This window comes from Eubacterium sulci ATCC 35585 (assembly GCA_001189495.1).
Taxonomy (GTDB): Bacteria; Bacillota; Clostridia; order Peptostreptococcales; family Anaerovoracaceae; genus Eubacterium_B; species Eubacterium_B sulci.
Map to the genome: position 1 here is coordinate 1,161,556 of CP012068.1, position 24,095 is coordinate 1,185,650.

At 38.0% G+C, this 24,095-nt stretch carries 21 protein-coding genes, 6 tRNA genes and 2 pseudogenes; 5 read left to right on the plus strand and 24 right to left on the minus strand.

Annotated elements, in window-relative coordinates; all coding sequences use genetic code 11:
- Positions 1–8 precede the first annotated feature (8 nt).
- The 5 genes and pseudogenes from ADJ67_05335 to ADJ67_05355 form a co-directional block, all read right to left on the minus strand.
- A complete protein-coding gene (locus ADJ67_05335) occupies positions 9–3,443 on the minus strand; it encodes a hypothetical protein (protein ID AKT47116.1) in 3,435 nt (1,144 codons plus the stop codon).
- A gap of 11 nt (positions 3,444–3,454) precedes the next feature.
- On the minus strand, positions 3,455–4,027 hold the full coding sequence (locus tag ADJ67_05340) for a peptidyl-tRNA hydrolase (protein AKT47117.1): 573 nt from the start codon (positions 4,025–4,027) through the stop codon (positions 3,455–3,457).
- A gap of 16 nt (positions 4,028–4,043) precedes the next feature.
- Complete coding sequence (locus ADJ67_05345) at positions 4,044–5,012, minus strand: ribose-phosphate pyrophosphokinase (protein ID AKT47118.1); 969 nt, start codon at positions 5,010–5,012, stop codon at positions 4,044–4,046.
- A gap of 49 nt (positions 5,013–5,061) precedes the next feature.
- A pseudogene (locus ADJ67_05350) lies at positions 5,062–5,712 on the minus strand (hypothetical protein).
- 43 nt (positions 5,713–5,755) lie between these two features.
- Positions 5,756–7,141: a UDP-N-acetylmuramate--alanine ligase gene (locus tag ADJ67_05355; protein ID AKT47119.1), complete on the minus strand. Its 1,386-nt coding sequence runs from the start codon at positions 7,139–7,141 to the stop codon at positions 5,756–5,758.
- Positions 7,142–7,250: 109 nt separating this feature from the next.
- Here ADJ67_05355 and ADJ67_05360 point away from each other — a divergent pair, with 109 nt between their 5' ends.
- Positions 7,251–8,066 (plus strand): pur operon repressor, encoded by an 816-nt coding sequence (locus ADJ67_05360; GenBank protein AKT47120.1) that lies wholly within the window; start codon positions 7,251–7,253, stop codon positions 8,064–8,066.
- 78 nt (positions 8,067–8,144) lie between these two features.
- Complete coding sequence (locus tag ADJ67_05365) at positions 8,145–8,426, plus strand: septation protein spoVG (protein AKT47121.1); 282 nt, start codon at positions 8,145–8,147, stop codon at positions 8,424–8,426.
- Between the two features lie 152 nt (positions 8,427–8,578).
- On the opposite strand, the gene ADJ67_05370 is transcribed toward ADJ67_05365, so the two are convergent.
- Positions 8,579–10,012, minus strand: a complete 1,434-nt coding sequence (locus tag ADJ67_05370; protein AKT47122.1) for a pyruvate kinase — start codon at positions 10,010–10,012, stop codon at positions 8,579–8,581.
- Positions 10,013–10,213: 201 nt separating this feature from the next.
- On the opposite strand from ADJ67_05370, the gene ADJ67_05375 reads away from it, so the two are divergent.
- Positions 10,214–10,420 carry a hypothetical protein gene (locus tag ADJ67_05375; protein ID AKT47123.1) on the plus strand — a complete coding sequence of 69 codons (207 nt, stop codon included), beginning with the start codon at positions 10,214–10,216 and terminating at the stop codon, positions 10,418–10,420.
- Positions 10,421–10,516: 96 nt separating this feature from the next.
- Here the strand turns inward: ADJ67_05375 and ADJ67_05380 are convergent.
- The 6 genes from ADJ67_05380 to ADJ67_05405 form a co-directional block, all read right to left on the minus strand.
- Positions 10,517–10,591 (minus strand) — tRNA-Gln (locus tag ADJ67_05380).
- A 5-nt stretch (positions 10,592–10,596) separates the two neighbouring features.
- Positions 10,597–10,671, minus strand: a tRNA-Cys gene (locus ADJ67_05385).
- A gap of 8 nt (positions 10,672–10,679) precedes the next feature.
- Positions 10,680–10,755 (minus strand) — tRNA-His (locus ADJ67_05390).
- Between the two features lie 25 nt (positions 10,756–10,780).
- Positions 10,781–10,857, minus strand: a tRNA-Asp gene (locus ADJ67_05395).
- A 7-nt stretch (positions 10,858–10,864) separates the two neighbouring features.
- Positions 10,865–10,940: transfer RNA gene (locus tag ADJ67_05400), tRNA-Val, on the minus strand.
- A gap of 4 nt (positions 10,941–10,944) precedes the next feature.
- A tRNA-Met gene (locus tag ADJ67_05405) sits at positions 10,945–11,021 on the minus strand.
- A 223-nt stretch (positions 11,022–11,244) separates the two neighbouring features.
- Between ADJ67_05405 and ADJ67_05410 the strand changes: the two genes are divergently transcribed.
- Both ADJ67_05410 and ADJ67_05415 read left to right on the plus strand, forming a co-directional pair.
- Complete coding sequence (locus ADJ67_05410; GenBank protein ID AKT47124.1) at positions 11,245–11,988, plus strand: diacylglyceryl transferase; 744 nt, start codon at positions 11,245–11,247, stop codon at positions 11,986–11,988.
- 21 nt (positions 11,989–12,009) lie between these two features.
- Positions 12,010–13,104 carry a GTP-binding protein gene (locus tag ADJ67_05415; protein AKT47125.1) on the plus strand — a complete coding sequence of 365 codons (1,095 nt, stop codon included), beginning with the start codon at positions 12,010–12,012 and terminating at the stop codon, positions 13,102–13,104.
- Positions 13,105–13,320: 216 nt separating this feature from the next.
- Here the strand turns inward: ADJ67_05415 and ADJ67_05420 are convergent, their stop codons facing one another.
- From ADJ67_05420 to ADJ67_05475, 12 genes and pseudogenes are all read right to left on the minus strand, one after another.
- Positions 13,321–13,608: a hypothetical protein gene (locus tag ADJ67_05420; GenBank protein ID AKT47126.1), complete on the minus strand. Its 288-nt coding sequence runs from the start codon at positions 13,606–13,608 to the stop codon at positions 13,321–13,323.
- Between the two features lie 384 nt (positions 13,609–13,992).
- Positions 13,993–14,421 carry a hypothetical protein gene (locus ADJ67_05425; protein AKT47127.1) on the minus strand — a complete coding sequence of 143 codons (429 nt, stop codon included), beginning with the start codon at positions 14,419–14,421 and terminating at the stop codon, positions 13,993–13,995.
- Positions 14,422–14,582: 161 nt separating this feature from the next.
- Positions 14,583–15,530, minus strand: a complete 948-nt coding sequence (locus ADJ67_05430; protein AKT47128.1) for a hypothetical protein — start codon at positions 15,528–15,530, stop codon at positions 14,583–14,585.
- A gap of 6 nt (positions 15,531–15,536) precedes the next feature.
- Positions 15,537–16,970 (minus strand): hypothetical protein, encoded by a 1,434-nt coding sequence (locus tag ADJ67_05435; protein AKT47129.1) that lies wholly within the window; start codon positions 16,968–16,970, stop codon positions 15,537–15,539.
- On the minus strand, positions 16,960–17,673 hold the full coding sequence (locus ADJ67_05440; protein ID AKT47130.1) for a hypothetical protein: 714 nt from the start codon (positions 17,671–17,673) through the stop codon (positions 16,960–16,962). Before ADJ67_05440 ends, ADJ67_05435 begins: the two co-directional genes overlap by 11 nt.
- On the minus strand, positions 17,674–18,216 hold the full coding sequence (locus tag ADJ67_05445; protein AKT47131.1) for a hypothetical protein: 543 nt from the start codon (positions 18,214–18,216) through the stop codon (positions 17,674–17,676). It abuts the gene before it with no gap.
- A 6-nt stretch (positions 18,217–18,222) separates the two neighbouring features.
- Positions 18,223–18,627 (minus strand): hypothetical protein, encoded by a 405-nt coding sequence (locus ADJ67_05450; GenBank protein AKT47132.1) that lies wholly within the window; start codon positions 18,625–18,627, stop codon positions 18,223–18,225.
- A gap of 230 nt (positions 18,628–18,857) precedes the next feature.
- The gene (locus tag ADJ67_05455; protein ID AKT47133.1) at positions 18,858–20,528 is read right to left on the minus strand and encodes a metallo-beta-lactamase; all 1,671 of its coding nucleotides are present in this window, start codon (positions 20,526–20,528) and stop codon (positions 18,858–18,860) included.
- A gap of 23 nt (positions 20,529–20,551) precedes the next feature.
- The gene (locus ADJ67_05460; protein AKT47134.1) at positions 20,552–21,109 is read right to left on the minus strand and encodes a hypothetical protein; all 558 of its coding nucleotides are present in this window, start codon (positions 21,107–21,109) and stop codon (positions 20,552–20,554) included.
- A gap of 52 nt (positions 21,110–21,161) precedes the next feature.
- Positions 21,162–21,917: pseudogene (locus tag ADJ67_05465) on the minus strand (hypothetical protein).
- 12 nt (positions 21,918–21,929) lie between these two features.
- Positions 21,930–22,667 (minus strand): hypothetical protein, encoded by a 738-nt coding sequence (locus ADJ67_05470; protein AKT47135.1) that lies wholly within the window; start codon positions 22,665–22,667, stop codon positions 21,930–21,932.
- Positions 22,668–22,680: 13 nt separating this feature from the next.
- Positions 22,681–24,057, minus strand: a complete 1,377-nt coding sequence (locus tag ADJ67_05475; GenBank protein ID AKT47136.1) for a hypothetical protein — start codon at positions 24,055–24,057, stop codon at positions 22,681–22,683.
- Between the last annotated feature and the right edge of the window lie 38 nt (positions 24,058–24,095).

Sequence of the window (24,095 nt, forward strand, 5' to 3'; positions counted from 1 at the left end):
TATTCTTATTAACTAACGGTCTTTGATCCGCTATTATCTATATCCTTATTATCACTTATTATTTCAAGTAAATCAATAATGGAATCAAGCCTTTCTTTTCTAGCTACAGAAAGTCTGATAAATGGCTCGTTTCCCCCATGGAAAAATATCTTACTTCCGAACTTTTCACTTGCCTTCATAAGTGCGTATGCCTTGAGTGCATTATCCTGAGCAAAGTAAATAACAACCTTTCCTGCTTGCTCATGTATGTTGCAAACACCAACATTAGCTGATAGCGCCCTTATCATTGATATGGCTATGAGGTTGAGTGTTTCCTTTGGCAGATCTCCAAATCTATCGAGAAGCTCGTCTATAATTTCTTCGCTATCTTCCCTAGTAGATACAGTTGCAATCTTTTTGTACATCTGTAGCTTAAGAGTTTCGTTATCTATGTACCAATTAGGTATGTTAGCTGCGACATCTAGCTCAATATTAATCTCATCTACCTGTTCTGGGACGCTTTCACCCTTTGCCTTTCTCACGGCATCATCCACTAGTTTGCAATAGAGTTCATATCCTATATTCATCATGTGACCGCTTTGTTCAGCACCTAGAACATTTCCGGCTCCTCTTATCTCAAGGTCCCTCATAGCAACTTTAAAGCCCGAACCAAATTCTGTAAACTCTTTGATTGCCTTAAGACGTTTTTCGGCAACTTCAGTTAGAACCTTGTTTTTTTGGTACATTAGATATGCGTATGCTATCTTATCTGTTCTTCCTACCCGTCCTCTTAATTGGTATAGCTGAGCAAGCCCACATTTATCAGCATCTATAACAATCATTGTGTTTGCATTTGGAATATCTATTCCTGATTCTATGATAGTTGTAGCAACCAAAATGTCTGCTTCCCCTGAAATAAAGGTCTGCATAACAGATTCTAGACTTTTTTCATTCATCTGTCCATGACCAACAACTATTTTTGCATCTGGAACAAGAGACTGTACCTTTTCTGCGAGCCTGTTTATACCCTTAACTCTGTTAAATACAATATAGACCTGACCGTCTCTATCCAGTTCTCTTGCTATTATCTCTCGCATTACGATATCATCTTGTTCTAGAACATAAGTCTGTACCGGATATCTATCGCTTGGTGGTTCTGTTATTAGGCTCATGTCCTTTATACCGGTAAGCGACATATTTAGCGTTCTTGGTATCGGTGTTGCTGAAAGCGTCAAAACGTCAATATTCGACTTAAGCTGCTTTAACTTTTCCTTATGTGCTACACCAAAGCGTTGCTCTTCATCTATAACTAAAAGCCCTAGGTCCTTATATTTGATATCATCAGATAAGAGCCTGTGCGTTCCTATAACAAAGTCGACGCTTCCCTTCTTTAGTCCATCAATTATTTTTTCTTGCTGCTTATCAGTTCTAAATCTTGAAAGCATGTCGATATTAAATGGAAAGTTTGAAAACCTATCCTTCAAAGAATTGTAATGCTGATTTGCAAGTATGGTGGTTGGAACTAGCATAGCAGCCTGTTTCCCTTCGGAAATACACTTAAAAATTGCTCGCGCTGCAACTTCAGTCTTTCCATATCCTACATCTCCACAAAGAAGCCTGTCCATAGGTAGATTGCTTTCCATATCCTTCTTTATCTCTTCTATGGATGTGAGCTGATCATCCGTCTCTTGGTAGCTGAAATATGCTTCAAATTCCTTTTGCCAAACAGTATCCTTTGAGAACGCATAACCCTTGCTAGCCTTTCTGTCAGCATAAAGCTTTATGAGTTCCTCAGTCATCTCAGCAATTGCAAGCTTTGCTCTTGTCTTTGCGACCTTCCACTCATCTCCCGAAAGCTTGCTTACTTTAGGTGCAATTCCTTCTGATCCTATATATTTTTGGACTATATCCATCTGCTCAACAGGAACATAAAGAAGATCTGTACCAGAATACTTAATCTTTAGATAATCCTTTTGTTCTCCCTGGACTTCTAGCGCTTGAATTCCTAGGAACTTTCCTATTCCATGGTTTTCATGAACAACATAGTCTCCTGTTTTGAAATCCGAGAAGGACTGCATCTTCTGACTGCGATTTGTTTTATGACGTTTCTTTCCTATCCTTGTTGAGTTAAAAATATCTTTATCACTGATAATATAAAGCTTTTCTTCTGGGAATACCATTCCCATGCTAAGGCTTCCCTGCACAACCTGAATTTTGTCAGCCAGTCCAATATTTGCAACAAAGTCATCTATCGTCTGTTGTCTTTCGTCAGATGATGCCGAAATAACAACTCTATTTTTCCCATCTGCTATACGCTTAAGGTCATTTTCGAGTACATCAAGATGCCCTGCATAGCTTGTCATCTGCCTGCACTCGATATTCCTTATCTCATCAAAATCTATTTTTACTTTGCCCGTAAGTCCAAATGGAAACATGAAAATTTCTGGCATTATTCCAAATGACTTTTGGAGATCATCCATGCCCATGATAAGCTGACTGTCTTCAGGTATTGCCTTACCTCTTTCTAGCATTGTAAAAAGATCATTTTGGAGTTCTTCTGATCTAAGTTCAAGGTGCTCTTCTATGCGTGGAAAATCTTCATAGACAATCATAGCATCGCCCATGTAATCCCAGATATACTCTGTCTCAGGATAGAAATAGTGTACATAGTTTTCTAGCACGCTATCATTATCAAATTCAGATATATATTCAATTAGCTCATTCTTCTTTTCGGTAAGACAGTTTGCCGCATCTTCTTTTTCTTCATCATTTGATAGCTTTGCAATTTGCTTATCAAATAGAGATTTCACAGTCTCAGTTGCTTTTACAATCAGCTCATCACTTGGAGTTAGTTGCTTCGATGGGTAGATATCTATATTTTTTAGATTATCAATGCTTCTTTGGGTTTCTATATCAAAACTTCTTATAGAATCAATTTCTGACCCAAAGAATTCAATTCTTACAGGTTCATCAGCATCAGGCGGATAAAAATCAACTATTCCACCTCTGATAGAAAACTGTCCCTGAGTTGCTACAATGTCATTTCTCTCGTAGCCTAATTCTGCTAGCTTTCTTTTTAGTTCATCTACTTCTATTTCCTGACCAAGCTTTAGGCTAAAGTTTAAATTCTGATAAGAGCGATGTGGTGGCATCTTCTTAATTGCAGCAGAAACAGGCGCAATTACAACAGCTTCATCCTCTGTTGCAAGCGCCTTTATAACCTTCAATCTTGCGAAGTCCTGATCTCTATTTCGTGCACTGTAGTCTAGGAATATATGGCCATCCTCAGGTAAGATATAAACTTTTCGCTCACTAAAAAAAGAGAAATCCATTGCAAGCTTTTCGGCTCTGCGATGACCCGATACGATAATCAAGCATTGTTTCCCTTTTTCAATACTCTCTGAAATTACCTTTGCAGAACGGCTGTCTGATACACCTGTTAAACAAATTTTTCTATTCAGCATAAGCTCCTATTCTATTTAGCGACTTTTCCTGAATTAAATCTATTCATCGCCTTATCAATTCCATCCTTTATGTAGCACTCTACCGCAAGAGCCGCTTCAGAAACCGTATCCGCTAGGACTCCTTCCTCAGATTTACTTGGTTTGCCAATGACAAAATCAATAAGATTATCATCCTTATTGCTTCCTATTCCTATTCTAACTCTAGGAAAATCACGACTACCAAGTTGTGCAACAACAGACTTCATCCCGTTATGTGTACCTGGACTTCCTGAGGTGCGTATACGAAGCGCACCTATAGGAATATCCAAATCATCATAAATAACTAAAACATTCTTCAGATCAATTTTATAAAAATTGACTGCCTCCTTAAGTGCATCACCACTGAGATTCATATAGGTTTGCGGCTTCATAAGAATTACTTTCTCGCCACCTAGATTAAACTCACCGATAAGTGCTCTGAACTTAGATTTATCTACGGAAACACTGTTTCTTCTTGCAAGCTCATCTATAACCATAAATCCCAGATTATGTCTTGTCTTTTCATATTTCTTTCCGGGATTTCCAAGCCCTGCTATTAAAAACATACTTTCCTCTATCCTCTTACTTTAATTTTCTTTCCTTATCAAAGAGTTCACTGATTGATCCGTTATTATGAACTCTCATCATAGCCTCTGCAAATAGATTTCCTACTGAAAGGAAACGCATCTTATCTAGGCGCTTCTCCTTTGGCATAGGAATTGTATTTAGAAGTACAAGCTCTGTTATTGCAGATTCCTTTAGTCTTTCTATCGCTGGTCCTGACAATACTGGGTGAGTTGCACATGCATAAACGGATTTAGCTCCCATGTTCTTGATTGCATTAGCTGCGTTTGTCAGTGTTCCAGCTGTATCTATCATATCATCGATAATGATACAGTTCTTATCCTTTATATCTCCGACAATGTTCATTATTTCACTCTTATTTGGGCTAGGTCTTCTCTTATCAATGATAGCGATTGGACAGTTCAAATATTCAGCGAGATTTCTCGCTCTTGTAACACTTCCGTGATCTGGAGAAACAACGCACACATCTTCCAAATTCTTATCTCCAAAGTACTTTGCAAGAATAGGCAGTCCAAGGAGATGATCTACTGGTATATTGAAGTATCCCTGAATCTGGTTTGCATGAAGATCCATTGTGAGCACTCTGTCAGCTCCTGCAGCCACGATTAAATCAGCAACTAGCTTTGCTGTGATTGGATCTCTTGCCTTAGCCTTTCTATCCTGTCTTGCATATCCATAGTATGGAATAACTGCATTAATTCTACCAGCTGAAGCACGCTTCATAGCATCTATCATTATTAGAAGTTCCATCAGATTATCATTAACTGGCGCACATGTTGACTGTACGATATAGACGTCAACACCTCTTACTGTCTCTCCGATATTTACTGAGATTTCACCATCGCTGAATTTTTTAACATCTGCTTTTCCTAGTGGCTTACCCATCAGTGAAGCTATCTCTTCAGCAAGCTCGTTGTGTGAGTTACAAGTGAAAATCTTAAAATCTAAAAATGCGCCGTTTCTCATTGGTATTCTCCTATTCTTTCTATGTTTTACTTTGATCTATCTATATGAATTACTTTCTGTATAATCCTCTTTGGGTCGCCCAATTCTCTATGTTTTTCTGACGAGCTCTGCCGACACTTAGTGCATCCTTTGGTATGTCCTTGGTCACTGTACTTCCTGCAGCAATGTAAGCTCCATCTCCTACATCCACTGGCGAAACTAGATTTACATTACATCCTATAAAGCATCCATCCCCAACTGTAGACCTATGCTTATTCTTACCATCGTAGTTAACAAATACTACACCGCAACCCAGGTTTACATTCTCACCGATATCTGCATCACCTATGTATGTGAGATGAGCAGACTTGCTACCATTACCCATGCTTGCATTCTTGACCTCTACGAAGTCTCCGACCTTACATGCCTCACCTATAGTGCTGCCTGGTCTGATATATGCAAACGGACCTATACTAGTATTGCTTCCTACTGAGCTATCTAGGATAACTGAATTATCTATGCTTACATCATCTCCGATTATGGCATTTGCAATTCTGCTATTCTGCTCTATCTTGCAGTTCTTACCAATAACTGTGCTTCCCTCAAGTCTTACACATGGTCCAATCACAGTACCTTCGCCAATTCTGACATCCTCCTCTATGTAGACATTATCGATATCAAATATATCTACACCTGCCTCAATATGCTTTTCGGCTATCTTGCGCCATTTATCTTTTCTCTGCTTATACTCATTCATATTCATATCAAGCCTGTCCTTTTTCTAAAATAATCTGTCCAACCTTGTATATGTCTCCAGCACCCATAGTGATGACTAGGTCATCGCACTCAGCCTCTGCAAGAACCTTGGATGCGATCTCATCAAAGTCCTTAATATAAGCCACCTCAATCTCTGGATGTGCTAGTTTGATTCTCTCTGCGAGCTTATCTGAAGATATGTTATATATATCTTTTTCTCTAGCAGCATATATGTCAGTCAAAACGAGTATATCCGCACCCTTGAATGAATCTATAAAATCATCAAATAGTGCTAGTGTACGCGTATATGTATGCGGTTGGAATAGACACCAAATTCTATTGTGCATCAAATTCTGAGCAGCTGATAGAGTTGCCTTAATCTCAGTTGGATGATGTGCATAATCATCTACTACTGTAATATTGTCCTTGGCTTTTCCGATTATATCAAAGCGTCTCTTAGTTCCTGTGTAAAGCTTGAGCTCTCTGATAATATCCACAGATGCAACTCCTAGCTGATGACAACATGCAAATGCAGCTGTAGCATTTAGGATATTATGTTCTCCTGGAACACTAAGTTCCATAGTCCCTTGCGGCTTGCCTCTATAGCTGATGTTAAAAGATGGCATTCCGTTTGTGTCAAACTTAACATCTGAAATAGCATATGTACAGCTTGGATTATATCCGTATGTTATAGCACCTTCTATATCCTTGATTATTCTGTTTATAAAAGGATTTGCATCGTAGGCTATGATGTTTCCGCCTGGCTTGATATTCTTGGTAAAGCTATCAAATGATCTGACGATATGTTCAATATCCTTAAAGTAATCTAGATGGTCAGAATCTATATTTAGAATAACCTCGATATAAGGCCTCAGACTCAAAAAGCTGTCTCTATACTCACAAGCCTCCGTCACAAAAAAAGAGCCATCGCCTACCTTGTAGTTTCCGTCAATCTCACTAAGGTATCCTCCGACAAGGATTGTAGGTTCCAGCTTATTCTTCTCTAATATAACAGAAACCATTGAGGTGGTAGTAGTTTTACCATGAGTTCCACTTATTGCTATGCTATTTGGATATTCATCCATAAGCAATCCCAGAATTTCGGCTCTTGATGCTGTAGGAATTCCTAGTTCCTTTGCTCTAACCATCTCTGGGTTTTCCTCTGCAATTGCTGCGGAATAAACTACTAAATCAGCACCCTCAACATTCTCTGCCACGTGCTCTAAATATATTACTGCTCCAGTTTGTCTCAATCTATCTGTAATGTCGGATTCCTTCATATCTGAACCCGATACACTGTATCCTCTTGACAGCAGAATCTCTGCTATAGCAGAAAGCCCTATTCCACCGATTCCGATACAATGGATTTTTCTATATTTGCTTAAATCGATCATCAAAAAGACCTCCCTATTTAGGTAATTGTATTATATCATATTTATGTTTGAAATGTGCTCTAATTGACAAAAAATATAAAAACAAATATTATATATAGAAAGTTTGGAGGTGCGTATGAAAAGAACAGAACGTGTCGGTGCAATCATTAAAATATTAACCGATTCACCTTGTAAGGTTTTCCCATTGCAATTCTTTTGCGATTTATTTAATACAGCAAAATCTAGCGTTAGCGAAGACATATCCATTGCCTCTTCATCAGTGATGAGTACAGGTACAGGATATATAGAAACTATAGCAGGAGCAAAAGGTGGCGTACGCTTTGTTCCAGATATAAGTGACGAGGAATTAATTAAGCTTCAGAACGAGCTTTGCGATAAACTCTGTGACCATAGCAGAATCCTAGCAGGTGATTTTCTATACACCTCAGATATATTCTTTGATGCAGCATTCACGGACAGGCTTGCATCTATTTTTGTTCGAAAGTTCAAGGACTCAGGTGCCGACTATGTAGCAACTGTAGAAACCAAGGGTATTCCCCTAGCTGCAAGTACAGCAAGAAAGCTAAATATACCACTTGTTGTAATTCGACGCGAAGCAAAAGTTTCAGAAGGATCAACTGTAAGCATTAACTATTTCTCAGGATCATATGACAGAGTCCAGAAGATGTCTCTATCAAAGCGAGCTGTTACTCCAGGTTCAAAAGCTCTTGTAATCGATGATTTCATGCGTGGTGGCGGAAGCAGCCAAGGGATTCGCGATATACTTTCTGAATTTGATGTGAGTGTTTGTGGAACCGGAATCGCCATTGCCTCGCTTGAACCAAAAAAGAAGAGAATTGAAGATTTTTCCTCAATTGTATACCTAGGTGAAGTGTCTCAAGATGCTCAAATTGTAAGGGTTGAACCAAATTATCTGATGTTTTAGAAAAGATATTGCCTTTCTGAATTCTTTGAAGTATAATAAGTATATATACTTTTTGGGTCATTTGAGGAAGGTGGTAACATGCAAATTACAGATGTACGCATTCGAAAGATCAATGTAGAAGGCAAAATGAGAGCCGTAGCATCCGTAACATTTGACAATGAGTTCGTAGTACACGACATCAAGGTCATTGACGGACAGAATGGGTTATTCGTTGCTATGCCAAGTAGAAAGATGGGAGATGGAGACTTCAGAGACATAGCTCATCCTCTTGCTTCAGACGTTCGTAACAGAATTAAAGATGCAATCTTTGAGGCATATGACAAATTACCAGAAGGCGAAGGCATGACAACTGAGTATTAGGCATAGCATAACACATTACTTAAGCGAATGGAAAAGATCCTCTTAAGAGTGTTTCACGTCATTTAAATCCTTCATTTTAGACGTGTCATTAGAAGGGGTAATGAAAAAAACGACCAAATGAGTTTTCTCAAATGGTCGTTTTCTTTATGCATTTATTTGTAGTCCTGATGTGCAGCAATTACTCTAACCATATTAGACTTACTTCCCTTTTCTACTGGAAGCCCAGCAGTTACAACTAGCTTACTGCCCTCTTCAACAAGACCACTTCTTACAGCTTCTGACGCAAACCAATCAAACAGCTCCTCAACTTCTGCATTATACTTTGCTTTAATTGGAACAACTCCCCACATCATCGCCATTTGATGGTATGCCTTTGTATAAGGCGTTGCACCTATTATCATCTTTGCTGGTCTAAACTTCGACATTCTTGATGCTGTAAATCCTGAGTTTGTTGCAGCCATTATTCCTGCTGCATTTATATCCTCAGCTAAAGTGCAGGCAGCATGAGCTACAGCATTTGTTACGTCTCTTTTGTTCATTTCGTGCCAAACTCTATCTTCGTGATAGTTTGTTTCGTTATCAGCCTCAGCCTGTTCTGCAACCTTTGCCATAACTTCTACAGCTTCAACTGGATATTTACCGGCTGCCGTTTCTCCCGAAAGCATCACAGCTGAAGTTCCATCGTAAACTGCATTTGCAACGTCAGTAATTTCTGCACGCGTTGGCACTGGATTTTCGACCATGGACTCTAGCATCTGTGTAGCTGTTATAGCTATTTTGCCACTCTCTAAGCATCTCTTTATTATTCTCTTTTGGATTCCTGGAAGGCGCTCAAAAGCAAGTTCTACACCCATGTCACCTCTTGCTATCATTATTCCATCAACCTTAGGAAGAATGTGCTCAAAGTTATCAACACCCTGGGTGCTCTCTATCTTTGCTATTATCTTGATATCTTTACCGCCATTATCATTAAGAAGCTTTCTGAGTTCCTCAACGTCCTCCTGCATTCTAACAAATGAAGCCGCAATGTAGTCAACATCCTCCTCTATTCCAAAAAGAATATCGCTTCTATCCTGCTCTCCTATATATTCCATCCCAAGATCAACATCTGGAATGTTTACACCCTTGTGGTTGCTTACATTTCCACCGTGAACTACCTTAGTTAAAATATCTGTTTCTGTCTTTGATATTACAGTGAGCACAATCATCCCATCATCTATCAAAATCTTATCGCCTTCTTTGACCATGTTAGGAAGTCTCTCATATGTTGTTGCAACTATTGAACTTGTGCCTTCAACATCTCTTGATGTAAGTGTAAACTCCTGACCATCTTCTAAAAACTCTTTTCCATTAACGAAATCCTTTAGTCTAATTTCTGGTCCCTTTGTATCAAGCATGACAGCTGCTGGCATATCTAGCTCATCTCTAACCTTCCTGAAGGTTTCTATCGTCTTGTGGTGCTGCTCGTGCGTGCCATGTGAAAAATTCACCCTTGCGACATTCATGCCTGAAAGTAACATTTTCCTTATGGTTTCTTCATTGCTCGAAGAAGGTCCTAGTGTACATACAATCTTTGTTTTTCTCATTTTACACACCTTTCACTTAATCACATTCTATATATCTATTATATGACCTATGGGCATCTTTTTCAAACTCTATCCCATATCAGTTTATTATACCCTGTTTAATTTTTTCTTACTTAGACAGTCCGCTTTATGCTATAATATGTGCTACTATTTGTATTTTATGGGTAGATATATAATATAGTAAATGAAATGAGGAAAATTATGGACACACTAGATAAATCAAGTCGCGACTACGAAATTTGCCTTTGCAAAAAACTTAACAGAGGCTATGTAGAAGATCTAATTAAAGAAAAGAACATCAAGACTCTTAAGGAACTCTGTGAGGTAGGTGACATCGGCAATGTATGCGGTGGCTGCCGAGAGGATCTTGACATGGTTCTCGAAGAAATTTTGAACGGTGAGGTTTAAGAAAGATTTTCTATCAAAACGAGACAAACTCCCTGGTGCAAAGCACAGGGAGTTTTTTGCATATAAAAAAACCGCTGAAATCAACGGTTTTTCATTTGGCTAGGGTAGCAGGATTCGAACCTGCGCATGACGGAATCAGAATCCGTTGCCTTACCGCTTGGCGATACCCCAACGATTGGAGGCGACACCCAGATTTGAACTGGGGAATAAAGGTTTTGCAGACCTCTGCCTTACCACTTGGCTATGTCGCCGAATTATATGGGGTGGATAGTGGGATTCGAACCCACGCATACAGGAGCCACAACCCTGGGTCTTAACCACTTGACGATACCCACCATATTAGCTTATAAATATAAAAATTGGCGACCTGGAACGGGCTCGAACCGTCGACCTCCAGCGTGACAGGCTGGCATTCTAACCAACTGAACTACCAGGCCGCAATGATGGTGGGCGTTATAGGGCTCGAACCTATGACCCCCTGCTTGTAAGGCAGGTGCTCTCCCAGCTGAGCTAAACGCCCACAATGGTAGCGGCGAGTGGAGTCGAACCACCGACCTTCCGGGTATGAACCGGACGCTCTAGCCAACTAAGCTACACCGCCATATTGTGCAAAATCACTGCAAGGAATATATTATCAAACACCATCATAAATGTCAATATCTTTTTATTATATATTTTATGATTAAATCTACTCATCCTGCAGTCCTTTGAACAAAATCCAAACTTACATACTTTGATATAATTACATCAAATAAAAGCAAGCTAATAATTGAATTAAATTAGCATTTCTAATATAATAGTAAAGATATATGAAAGGAGTTTTTATGCAAGCACCAAATCCCATTGCATTTACAATCGCAGGTATTGATGTAAGATGGTACGGCATTTTGATAGGTATCGCCTTTCTTCTAGCGATATATATAAGCTACCGTAGAGCACCGAGATTTGATATCGTGCAGGATGATATTCTTGACCTAACGATATTTCTAATCCCCTTATCCATCATAGGCGCAAGGGCATATTATGTTATATTCAGCTATGATAACTATCGTGGCGACTTTATACAGATGCTTAACATCCGCGCTGGTGGACTTGCTATTCACGGCGGAATAATTGCAGGAGTAATTGTTTCTTACATAGTCGCTAGGCACAAGAAAATCAAGTTTCCTAAATTAGCTGATTTAATTATGCCACAGGTTGCACTAGCCCAATCAATAGGCAGATGGGGAAACTTCTTCAACTCAGAAGCGCACGGTGGTCCTACAGACCTTCCTTGGGCTATTACTGTATACGGTGAGAAAGTACATCCTACATTCCTTTATGAATCTATATGGTGTCTTTTAATATTCATCTTCTTAGTTAAGATATCAAAGAAAAGAAAATTTGATGGACAGATTGCACTGCTTTATGCAATGCTTTACTCATTTGAAAGATTCTGGGTTGAAGGATTGAGAACCGATAGTCTCATGATTGGTCAGTTTAGACAAGCACAGGTACTTAGCCTTATGGTCTTTGTACTAGCACTTGCAACTTACATCTATCAAGCGAAAAAATATAAAAAACAATAATTACTTTATGAGGAGAATACAATGAAACTAGGTATAGTTGGCCTTCCAAACGTAGGCAAAAGTACACTTTTTAATGCAATTACAAAAGCTGGAGCAGAAGCAGCAAATTACCCCTTCTGCACGATAGAGCCAAACGTTGGTGTAGTTACAGTTCCAGACAGCAGAATAGATACACTTCATGAGGTATATAACTCTAAGAAGACAATTTATACTTCAATTGAATTCTGTGATATCGCAGGTCTCGTTAAAGGTGCATCAAAGGGTGAAGGTCTCGGAAACAAGTTCCTTGGTCACATCAGAGAAGTTGCTGCTATTATTCACGTTGTTCGTGGCTTTGATGACGATAATATCGTCCATGTATCAGGACAGATTGATCCTCTCTCCGATATTGAAACAATTAACATGGAGCTCATCCTCTCAGATCTTGAAGTCCTAGAAAAGAGAGCAGCTAAGACTCAGAAGAACCTAAAGGGAGATAAGAGTCTTGCTAAGGAACTAGAACTCCTAAACAAGGTTATTGCCTTTCTAGAAGAAGGTAAATCTGCACGTGCCATGGAGCTATCAGATGATGATGCAGAATATGTCAAGTCACTTGACCTTCTATCTTACAAACCTATCATCTACGTGATAAATCTTTCAGAAGACGAAATAAATGATACAGATGATAACGAGCGTGTTAAGCAGATTAAGGAATTTGCAAAGACTGAAGATGCTGAAGTTGTCTGCATCTGTGCCCGTATAGAAGAAGAAATCTCCGAGCTAGATAAGGAAGAAAAAGAAATGTTCCTTACAGAGCTAGGTATTGATGAGTCAGGTCTTGATAAACTTATCAAAGCATCATATAAACTCCTCAATCTTATTTCATTCCTCACAGCTGGTGAAGATGAAGTTAGAGCTTGGACTATCAAGAGAGGAACAAAGGCACCTCAGGCTGCAGGAAAGATTCATACAGATTTTGAAAGAGGCTTTATCAGAGCCGAAACCATTTCTTATGATAAACTTATGGAATGTAACGGCAGCCTTGCCGCAGCTCGCGAAAAGGGCTTTATACGCGCTGAGGGTAAGGAATACATCGTTAAGGACGGAGATGTAATGAACTTCCTCTTCAATGTATAGAAACATTTAAGTAATTGAAAACGCCCCTTGCATTGACTTCATTAGTTACAAGTCTATATCAAGGGGCTTTTATTATTTGTTAAAACTATTTTATAAGAACTTATTTAAACATTGATGAAATCGCCTTCAAATATGCATCCTCAAGACCAAGTAAGTTAAGCGCCAATGAACTTATGAATATAATTATTCCAAGCGTTATTATCAAATTTTTCATGCCTATCCATCACACCTTATATCAAAATGCACTTTCATCTCTTTCTGCCCTTTTACTATTCCAAATCTATCTTTTAATTCTTCTATATTTAAATGTAACTCTACTTCTATGTGTTTTATACCATTATATTTATAGTCTGTAGAGATAATTTCTATGTCTGACTTATCGCATTTAAATATCTTTGCGGCCTTTTCTTTCCATGCATCTTTAACTATATCGTCTAGTTCAGAAGCCCTCTTAACTCGCTCAATATATCTTATTGAGCTTACTTTAAGTTCAGTCTGCTTCATCTTTATTTCCTGGATGCAAAGTATATTGCTAAAGACACTTAAAATAAGAATTAATGATGCTGTCGCCGTGATTATCTGCTTCATTATTATAACTGTCTAAGCAGATTTGAGAAATAGCTATCACTACTAGTTTTTAGACTATTTCCCCCACCAACCATCATCTCAAATATAATGCATCCTAGTATTATGGTCCCTGCTATTACGATAATCTCCTTCAATTCGGATCACCAATCTTCATATTGTCTATTGTATGGATACCTCTATCAAGTATGTTTTGTGCGGCTCCCTTCATAGAGTTACCATCTCCAAGAACTAGTGTGTTTACTATTATAACCCCCAGTATCATGGTTCCAATTATTATAATTAAATTCTTCATTACCCCTCCTAAAATATATCCGAAAGCAATACCTGTGCCTTTGAAAATATAACAGTGACAGTAAAATTCATTAATAGAGCAAATATAGATAAAGTCACTGTTATATTAACTATGAGACTTTGTTTTTCTGCGTTCTGTATGCCTTTTGTCAGCCTTTGATCTGCAAGCGTTTCCTCAAATGAATCCATATATTCGCTAAGCTCTACAGGATTTATCATATCTATCTTGGATAAAATCATTGAAAAACTCTTTGCAGCTTTTACAGGCACTCTTTTGTACAATATGTCAAAAGCCTCCTTATCTCTACCCTTCCTATACTCTGAGAGTATTTCTGCATAAACTGGTTTAAGTAGCTTGCTGCTTCTCATGAGTTCCTCTATTATGTAATCCGCTGACATCGGTTTTCCGGCATATATTATTGCAAGGTTTTTCCCCATTAAACAGCTATTTAGCAGCTCCTGCTCAATCCTATCTGAATTCAATATAGATATAATTTTAGCCTTAATCGATTTCAATACATTTTTAGTATTATCTAGCGGATTTTTCTTAATGCTAATTACGCTTAACTTCCTGCGCCAAAATCTACTTATCCTCAAATCTATAAGTCCATCTTTCTGCTTGCAAAAAACATGTCTGTAAAACAGGCACCTAAGTATAGAAATATCGAAGTAAGTAGCCAGTACATACTACTCTTATTGGAAAACTGATTTAACATATATTCACCTATACTCATGTCAAAGAACATTCTTGCACTTATAATTGTCATCAGCATGCATATTGGCATCATATATCTAATCATAATTCTCGCTTCATATCCCTGACGTCTTGAGTGCTCAACGATTTTCTTGCTATTTGCAATGCTTTTTCCTAAATCCCTAAGACTGTTTTCTACCCTTACCCCTCTGTACACTGCTATAAAAATATTTGCGGATAGAATGTCTGCCCATGCGGTTCCAAATGCATATCTAAAGTTTTCTACCGCTTCCCCTATTTCCTTTGACGAGGATGCATTGTTCAAGTTCTTTGCTAGATTTATCATTACCCTCTTAACTGTTGCAGAAGCCTCAATTGAAATAGCTGTAGCCTCAATTGCTTCCCTCATATTGCATGAATTGATCTTATAGTTATTAGTTAGTTCCTGTACTAGAACCACAGCTTCACGACTTCCTTTAGCTCTTTTTCCACTAAGCTTGAAAGTTAAAACTGCATAAGGAATAGCTGCAAAACCAGTAGCCAGTATCAAAGCATCGCGAAAATCAAGAAAAATCATAAGCCCAATAAACATGAAGCTAAATATGAATACACTTAGATATATAAAGTGTTCTGGTGAAATAAATATATGCTCCATATCAGATGCAGAAATAAGACGCATAAGATGTTTGTATACCTTGCCACCTTCTCTTTTATTGATTTGTTTTGATACTAGTCTTAAATCTCTCTTTATGGAGAAACTATTTTTCATGCCTTTGTATATTTGAACTACAACATCTGATTCCATTACTAGTATGCCAATTACAAATATCAAATATATTATTCTTTCTAGCATTTGTCTCTAATCCCTATAGTTAGGTTCAAACCTCCAATCATCAAATACATCTTTGCAGGAGAGTTTATCAACAAGCCCTTTTATTTCTATGATTTCCTTAGACCCTTGGGGATATTTTTCCAACTTACTCATTATGCAGTCAGAATTCCATCTCCATTCTTTTCTACTAAAATCATACTTACATAGGTATGTTGCTATGCAGCATTCTCTTTCGCTATCAAAATTGTATTCTACAATCGCCTTAAGTATTTTATGGTCATGATTATTATTATCCTGTGTCATCTCAAATACATAATCAAAACCTGTATATATTCTCTTTATTGTGTATATCAGGCTTCCGCCATACTTATTAACCACCTCACTTGCCATCCTATACGGTAGATCAAGCGCACTTCCATCGTGTACAGTAGCCTTACACCTACTTGTCCCAGATGTAATTATATCTAAAATGAGTTTATATGCAGATGCATCCCTCATTTCCTCCATCAAAACATAGTCATTATCTGCCCTAAGAAGTGACTTACTTAGAGTTTCTAACCCCAAACCATCAGTCACTATCTGCATCAAAGCTGTACCTGGCATAATATCTTGCCAAGGCGTCTCAGGGTCAGTTGAAATAGCTAGTCCCTCAAGATTTGGATTTTCTCCGCTCTGCCACGTCTGTAGAAATGTCGTCTTGCCAGACCTCACCTGTCCTGTGAATATCACATTAAAACCAACCTTACGCATAAGTTCAAATATCCTTATTGCTTCCTTAGGAAATGTCTTACGCTCGCTCAGGGCTTCAAAGCACAGCTTTTGCATAACATATTTACGAAAGACTATTACATCTTGATTTGGCTTTACAACATCACCAGAATATATGCTTATTCTTATCCCATTTCTAAGATATACCTCATGGTATGCATCACTTAGACGTTCGCTTGGCGTTGCAAGCAGAAGAGCTCTCTTTAGCTTAAGTAAACGATCCTTGCTTATTCTCTGTGGCATTAGCTGTGATTTACCATCTATAAGAAAATATATCCTCTCACCTATGATTTTTGCTGATGATGAACTTTTGTATTTATCATCTGTGTCATAAGCCCAAGGTGAAATTCCTGCAAGCCCATATAGCTCAGCGAATATGGCTTCTATGATATCCTGATAATAGCTAGGAAAGCTGGCCTCTTCTAGTTTATTCTGTCTTAGAATTTCCCTTATTTTATCTTTGTAGAATAGAACATCCTTCTCATATCCTATGATTGCACTCTTTTCCCTCTCAAGCTTAAGCTGTTTACTAGCATCATCTGCATCGTTCCAGTCTATATCTAGTTTCTTCTCGACTAGACTGCAGATAGCTTCAAAGTCGAAATATGCATCTGTCTCCTGCCTCGTTTTTACAGGTTCATTGGAATACTCATCCAAGAAGTTCTCGAGCGAAAATAAATTTCTAACTGCCATTGTCTTTTCCCAAGCATTCTTTGATTAAGCATTCTACTGCTCGTCTATATCGTTTTTCGCCTATAAGAGTTTTTCTCTCTATCTGCGCATAGCTTCCAAACTGAGAGTACGGAATTACACATGAAATATCCTTCTTCAGAAGATAAGCAATATCATCCTTGCTGTATAAAGATTTATCCCTTAAATATTTATTTATAACAAGCTCAAAATCTCCAAAACTGCTTAATATGTCATTATCTAATTCTTTGAAATTTGATATTGAATTTGGTTCTTGAGTAATTGACACTATTCTCTTATTGCAATAACATAGTGCAGAAATAGTCAGAGCCGTCCTAAAGTCAGATCCTGCATCTACAACAACGTAATCAAAGCACCTAGATGAATTCAATATCTGTTCAAAACTATCCACAGGAAATGTATTTGCCATAAGAAAACTTTTATTTGATGCTATCAGTTCTATTCCATCTACGGTCTTTGCTGTAGCTTTTATCTCCTCTTCTGTTAGGCTCCTACCAACAAGTGACGACTTGATATCGTCTAGACTTCCTGCATTATTTTTTTCAACATATGAATATAAACTGCTTATTCCTGTAAAAATATGAAGCACTCTCTTTCCCATATCTGCTAAAAGTTTAGATGTTGACACTGCTAACATGGTAGATCCAGGTGATGCAGACCCTGAAAAGAATCCAATACTAGTCATCTAGCTTCCCCTCACAATCAGTAATTTTCTGCCCTTTGATATCGCTTCGCTAAGCTTTGCTGCTTCGCTTTGGCCTGTTATCACTTCAAATCCATGTGTGTCATCCATTACGCTAGACACCTTTGCTCTAAGAATCAAATCAGCCTCATCATAAATCAAAACTATATCCTCCCTCTTAATCTGACTAGAATAATTATGTATTGCAGACTTTGGTAAGACCACAGCAAGTCTATCCCTAGATATATCAACTAAACTTTCTGGCTTTCCAAGATACTCGCTGAATAGTGGCACTCCCTTATGTATGAACTGCTTCGCCCTAGTCCCTATATATTTATTGATTTCCGCCTTGCTAATATATTTCTCTCCGCAGCTTGACTCTACATAGGATATCATGCCATCCTTTAGCTCATCCCCCTTTTGAAGGTCAATCTTAAGGACTGGTATTTTATCATACACAAGTGCTGGCTTAGCCCATTTCTCCCATATTACAAGCATAGTTAAAGCGCAGATTATTATAACAAGGCCTGTTATCCTCCTACCCATGCTCATCTACATCAGGGAAAGGTTCTTTGCTACATCAAAGAGAAACCTCTGTTTCCACTGCCTCCATGTGTTGTTTGGAAATGTTGTACCTGGATTTTGCATAATTATATTACTAAGAATATATCTTCTATACTCCTTAGGTACTGTGGCTAGTGCTCTTTTAATCGCATTTACCCTCTCTTGAAGAAGTAAAATCTCCATCGCCTTTGCCTCAACCGGCTTGCTTACACTGTATGATTTACTAGTCTCACACATCTTACGTCCATCTCCAACAGCATCTTTTTCCGCTGAGAGTTCGTTGATGCGCATCTCCATCCTCTGGATGTCTCTAACTGCCCACAGGCTCTGATAATATACCGCGTTAGGCATCAAATACTCTCTTAATTTAGTCTGTTGCCACTCTCTTGCCATCTCATAATTCCCCCTTTTTGTTTGTTTGAACAGATTTTAATCAATTCCCCAAATTACTGTCAAGGCATTTACAAATTTTCCCATATTTATGTCATAAATTCGACTTTTTATGTAATAAAACCGTATTTTTTTGTTTTAAACTTTCTTTTTAATTCCCTATTTACATCAAAAAAACAAAAATCTCTAGGCAATAAACTAAATTATCGCCTAGAGATTTTATCTAATTCTGATTATTTTTCTTCGCGAAGTCCATCGTCTTCATTGACAGCTGTCGCAAGATTTATAGTCGATTTTTCGAGCTCCTGTATAATATTATTTATCAGTGTAATCTTCTTGTCAGATATGTTTTCTTCTACAGCAAGGTTAGCACTATAGAGAATTTGCTCCAGATCAAGATGTATGCTTGAAAGTTTATCTCTAACCTTTTGAATTTTATCAGCTTCTGCTGCCTGCTCTCTTGCACTATCCATATTTACAATCTCAGACTTGTTCATGTCAAGCTCAAATTCTGAGTTACCCATTACTACGATAGGCTCATATGAAAGTTTTTCGTTTACAAGTTTTGCAAAGTCCTTCTTTGATTCCTCTTCACCATGTACTAGGAATATCTGCTTAGGTTTCTGCTCAAAATGTGCAAGCCATGCAAATAGGCCGTTTTGGTCCGCATGTCCAGAAAATCCTTCAAGATTATGTATCTCTGCATTGACCTGAATTTCCTCACCAAAGAGAGTTACCATCTTTATCCCCTCGACTAGGCTTCTGCCGAGCGTTCCTTGTCCCTGATATCCTACGAAAACAATACTATTCTTTGGATTCCATAGATTGTGTTTTAGGTGGTGTCTAATTCTTCCTGCTTCGCACATGCCACTTGCAGATATTATTATCTTAGGCTCCTTATTGAAATTTAGGTCCTGAGACTCCTTGCTGCTTCGTGTAAACTTAAGGTTCTTAAACTCAAGCGGATTATCACCCTTGAGTATGTATTCCCTGGTTTCTTCGTCAAATACCTGAGCATTTCTCCTGAATATTTCAGTTGCAGTCGTAGCCATAGGGCTATCAATGTATACGAATATCTTATCCAGTTCTTTTCTATACTCGTTATTTGAGTCATAGAAGCGGTTTAACTCGTAGATCAACTCCTGAGTTCTACCGACAGCAAATGATGGAATGACGACGTTTCCTCCGCGTCTTGTCGTATTTAAAATTATCTCTATGAGTTTATCGACACCAGATCCTAGCTCCTTATGGATTCTATTTCCATATGTAGTCTCCATAATCACATAATCAGCTTTTTTGATATAGGTTGGATCACGCAAAATAGGTCTTCCCTCCATACCAAGGTCGCCTGAGAATACGATTTTTGATTCCTTATCGTCCTCAGTTACCCATAGTTCTGTGATTGCAGATCCAAGAATATGTCCAGCATCATTAAACACGATTTTCATGTCAGAGTTAATTTCTATCTGCTGATCATAGAGAATTGGACTTACTAAAGATAAAGCTTTCTCTGCATCTTCGATAGTGTAAAGAGGTTCAACTTGCTCTCTTCCTGCCCTCTCAGCCTTTCGATTCTTCCACTCAGTCTCTTTTTCGTGAATATAGGCGCTGTCCTTTAGCATTACCGAAAGTAAATCTGCTGTAGCATCCGTACAGTAGATTTTTCCCTCGAACCCCCTCTTTGTTAAAAGCGGTAATCTTCCGCAGTGGTCTATATGAGCGTGAGATAAAACTACGCACTCTATCTCTGATGGCTCAAATGGAAACTTCTCATAATTGAGTGCGTCCTGAGCTTTTCCTCCTTGAAATTGACCGCAATCAAGCAGAATCTTATGTTCTCCACTTGTCAGCAGATGACAAGATCCTGTTACACCTGTTGATGCTCCACAAAACTTAATCTTCATATTCATCTCCTTAAAAAACTAGACTATATGTTCAAATTCCAAAGTTCCACTTCACCAGTTGAAACTATATCAGCTCCGGCTTCTAGTGCAGCAATAACCTCCTGCTCCGTTTCGATTATTCCTCCTGCTATTATCGGTGTTGTGATTTCCTCTCTGAATTCTTTGATCTTCTTTGTGACAATCCCCGGCATTATCTCTATTATGTCAGGCTTTGAAATTTTGATAGACTCCATTGATGTGTTTAGCGAGTGCGAATCGACAATGAAGAATCTCTGCACAGTCGTCAAATTGTACTCCTTGGCAATCCTTACGATATTTGTTCTCGTAGTCAAAATACCATCGACTCCATTCTTTGCCAGAAACTCTATCCCTGCTCTATCCTTACCTATTCCCTCAGCGAAATCTAGGTGAACAAAAGCCTTCTTTCCGGCTCCATGAATTTCCTTTACGCTTTGATTTACTGTGATTATATTTGAGTGAAGCAAAAATACTACATCAACGCGTGATTTTAGTGCCTTGCTAAAATCCTTTTCTGTCCTTATCGCAGCGGCTATCTTCTTGTTCAAAATATCTTCTACCATACGAACTATCTCCTTTTAGATTATAATCCAAACAAATCACAGTTTATTCGTGATGAAAATCAGACCCACTTGTTATATGCAAATGGTACTTTGCTGCTATCTCTATAAGCTTTGCTGAATCATCCTCGCTTGCAGACGGATGGAAACACTCTAGTCCCCTTAGTCCTATCTTCTTAAGTTCCTTGAGCAGTTCAACTAGCTTATCAAAATCATACTTGCTACCCGAGATGAATTCTTCAATTTCTAGTGGATGTGCAAGAACCACAGTTCCCTTTGCTCCCCTTAAAAGCTCTATTGCCTCGTCAGTGCGTAGCATTTTCTTTGGTATTCCAGAAAGAAGTTTATAAAGGTCTAAGTCTCCATATCCTTTATTTATCAAAACTCTGGCTATATCAGGCTTTCCAATATATCCCCCTGGCTTCTTTGGTAAATCAGCTTCAGATATATCAATGTCATCTGCTATCAACTTCTCTATAAGCTTTGTATTTCTTTGTTTGCGATTTTCCTTAAGTTCCTCACATGTAGCTATCATCTTAGGATCTTCGGTATCAAAGTTATATCCTAGTATATGAAGTTCTATAGATTTTCCATCAAAATCATAAATTGTTGAAAACTCGATGCCAGGAACGACCTCCATCTCAAGGTCTTTTACTGCATCTCTTGCCTCTCTTAGACCCTCAAAGCCATCGTGATCGGTTATGGAAATTATATCGTAATCTAGCGCTCTAAACCTCTTTACTATTTCTGTCGGAGAAAGAACTCCATCTGAGTAAAACGAATGTATATGGTAATCAGTTTTAAATTCCATTATTTCACCTTGCTAATATAAATATCCTGTATCTGGATTGCTATATTCCTTGACACGTTCATCATGCGCTAGGAATATTGAATCTCTAAACGGAATGCTGTAATCTTCTACACCTAGTTCTCCTAGAACCTTTTCTAGGTAATTAGGATTCATTATAAGTAGTGGTCCTAGCGTATATGTACCCCTAAAACCCTTGTGTTTGATACCTTCTATAGAAATGTCCTCATTTAATCCCGGCCCTCTTAAAACCTTAAATAAAGGCGCTATATCCTCTCTATAAAAGCTACGTGTAAACTGGCTTCTAAGCCCCGTAAGCTTTTCGCCCTCGTACTCTCCTAGCCATAGAGAATTGTACTTGTTAATCATGTCTCTTTCTGTATCAAAGTTAAATATTCCAAGTCCCTCTAGAAAAGGTCCTCCATTTTCCTCAAATACAAATTTACCAACATCCTTTATTCCATTACCGAAAATCTCTAGAGCATTTCCGGTAATAAGTAAGTTCTGACCAGCTTCTATCTTCTCGATTATTTTATTTTTATATTTTTTTAGTCTTTCGATTACAATTTTCTGACTTAACTCAGTCATAGAGCCCATGTAAACAAGGTCTATTTCCTCGCTTAAAAAGCGTGGTTCACTATTAAGAGAGGTACTGATAACTTCAGCATTTATAACCGATCTTTTTAAAATATCTATATTTGCATGGTCTCCAAAAATACCTGTGATCTCTGGAAATAAATATTCTATCTTCATAAATCTTATCTCCCTACTGTACTTTGCCAGCTGAAAATCTTTCTCTAATAGCATCTGCAATCTTTAGACCCTTATCTATTACATCAAGGTCATATAAAACATAAATCAAGCTGTCATCAATATACTCAAATAGCTCAATTGCGTCTTCTGCCTTTTCAACAACTTTAATTTTTTCCTCTGGAACTCCGGCAAGAAGTAGTCTCACCTTATAGTCCAACGCCCTTGTCCCGTAAACAATAATGCTATGTAAATAATCATCTGCTATAAACTCAAAATCGGTGTCGTAAATCCAGCAAATATCTTCTGACCAGTGGATTTCAGCATCTATTGAGTTAACCATAAATAGAATCTGCTTCTGCTTCTTTTGCTTTGCAATATACTCCATTACTCTTGATGTAGCATATCCGTTCAGACACTTTGACAGCATAGTGATAACCTTCATGTCTCCAGCATCCTGTGAGTTATATCTCGTTTTCGCAAGTCCCATAGTCTTTAGACATTCTGCAATCTCTGCTAGTGAATATCCCATCTCATGAAGTAGTGTCATAGCAGATAACTGATTGTAGATATTGAATACACTATCATTTAATATTACTACTCTCTGACTTTCTCCTTTTGCCACAAAGAGCATTTCATTATTATCAAAATCAACTTCATCTAGATAATAATCATATTCTGGCGATTTATATCCACAGGCATCGCAATAGATTTTTCCTATGTTACTATAACGATAATACTCAAACTTGATTTTCTCTCCACATACAGGACAAATCTGCACGTCATTTATGATGTTATTGCTATCTTGCCTGTCACCTTCCATCTTTTTGATACCGAAATATGTTCTTTTGTTCTTAGGTGATACAGAATAAGCATTGTAATCATCTGCATTGCAAATCAGCTCTGTGGTTTCTGGTATAAACGTGGTTAGAACATTTCTTACAAATTCAGGATGACCAGTTCTCATTATTGAATCTCTAGACAAGTTGCAAACCACAAGCTTATCTATATCCATCTGTGAGCCAATAAATCTCATTGAACGCTCATCCATCTCAAATACAGCAAGCTCATATTTGCACTTTCCGAAGATACCAGTAGACTTTATCAAAGAAGTCGCTATACCCGTATGTGTATTTGATCCATCTCTATTTGTTATAACCTCTGTGCCTAGAGTGGCTAACATATCTGAAATAAGGTTCGTTGCCGTTGTCTTACCGTTAGTGCCTGTAACTCCTATAATAGTTTTCGGCTTTTTTGCATATCTCAAGAAACCAGGGCATATTCTAAATGCAACTATACCTGGAAAGTCAGTTCCCTTATATCCAAATACCTTTAGCGCAATTATAGCGAGCTTTGCTACGCAAAGTGCAACAAAATACCTGATTCTATTCATAAAATCTCTCGCAATCCAAGGAATACAAAACTTGGACT

What these genes read in the sequence shown, in the direction of transcription:
- ADJ67_05365 (AKT47121.1), top strand. Translation starts at nt 8,145, where the DNA reads ATGCAAATTACAGATGTACGCATTCGAAAGATCAATGTAGAAGGCAAA.
- ADJ67_05440 (AKT47130.1), bottom strand. Translation starts at nt 17,673, where the DNA reads ATGACTAGTATTGGATTCTTTTCAGGGTCTGCATCACCTGGATCTACC.
- ADJ67_05335 (AKT47116.1), bottom strand. Translation starts at nt 3,443, where the DNA reads ATGCTGAATAGAAAAATTTGTTTAACAGGTGTATCAGACAGCCGTTCT.
- ADJ67_05460 (AKT47134.1), bottom strand. Translation starts at nt 21,109, where the DNA reads ATGGTAGAAGATATTTTGAACAAGAAGATAGCCGCTGCGATAAGGACA.
- ADJ67_05445 (AKT47131.1), bottom strand. Translation starts at nt 18,216, where the DNA reads ATGGGTAGGAGGATAACAGGCCTTGTTATAATAATCTGCGCTTTAACT.
- ADJ67_05420 (AKT47126.1), bottom strand. Translation starts at nt 13,608, where the DNA reads ATGAAGCAGACTGAACTTAAAGTAAGCTCAATAAGATATATTGAGCGA.
- ADJ67_05415 (AKT47125.1), top strand. Translation starts at nt 12,010, where the DNA reads ATGAAACTAGGTATAGTTGGCCTTCCAAACGTAGGCAAAAGTACACTT.
- ADJ67_05450 (AKT47132.1), bottom strand. Translation starts at nt 18,627, where the DNA reads ATGGCAAGAGAGTGGCAACAGACTAAATTAAGAGAGTATTTGATGCCT.
- ADJ67_05425 (AKT47127.1), bottom strand. Translation starts at nt 14,421, where the DNA reads ATGGGGAAAAACCTTGCAATAATATATGCCGGAAAACCGATGTCAGCG.
- ADJ67_05345 (AKT47118.1), bottom strand. Translation starts at nt 5,012, where the DNA reads ATGAGAAACGGCGCATTTTTAGATTTTAAGATTTTCACTTGTAACTCA.
- ADJ67_05340 (AKT47117.1), bottom strand. Translation starts at nt 4,027, where the DNA reads ATGTTTTTAATAGCAGGGCTTGGAAATCCCGGAAAGAAATATGAAAAG.
- ADJ67_05410 (AKT47124.1), top strand. Translation starts at nt 11,245, where the DNA reads ATGCAAGCACCAAATCCCATTGCATTTACAATCGCAGGTATTGATGTA.
- ADJ67_05370 (AKT47122.1), bottom strand. Translation starts at nt 10,012, where the DNA reads ATGAGAAAAACAAAGATTGTATGTACACTAGGACCTTCTTCGAGCAAT.
- ADJ67_05435 (AKT47129.1), bottom strand. Translation starts at nt 16,970, where the DNA reads ATGGCAGTTAGAAATTTATTTTCGCTCGAGAACTTCTTGGATGAGTAT.
- ADJ67_05475 (AKT47136.1), bottom strand. Translation starts at nt 24,057, where the DNA reads ATGAATAGAATCAGGTATTTTGTTGCACTTTGCGTAGCAAAGCTCGCT.
- ADJ67_05375 (AKT47123.1), top strand. Translation starts at nt 10,214, where the DNA reads ATGGACACACTAGATAAATCAAGTCGCGACTACGAAATTTGCCTTTGC.
- ADJ67_05430 (AKT47128.1), bottom strand. Translation starts at nt 15,530, where the DNA reads ATGCTAGAAAGAATAATATATTTGATATTTGTAATTGGCATACTAGTA.
- ADJ67_05470 (AKT47135.1), bottom strand. Translation starts at nt 22,667, where the DNA reads ATGAAGATAGAATATTTATTTCCAGAGATCACAGGTATTTTTGGAGAC.
- ADJ67_05355 (AKT47119.1), bottom strand. Translation starts at nt 7,141, where the DNA reads ATGATCGATTTAAGCAAATATAGAAAAATCCATTGTATCGGAATCGGT.
- ADJ67_05455 (AKT47133.1), bottom strand. Translation starts at nt 20,528, where the DNA reads ATGAAGATTAAGTTTTGTGGAGCATCAACAGGTGTAACAGGATCTTGT.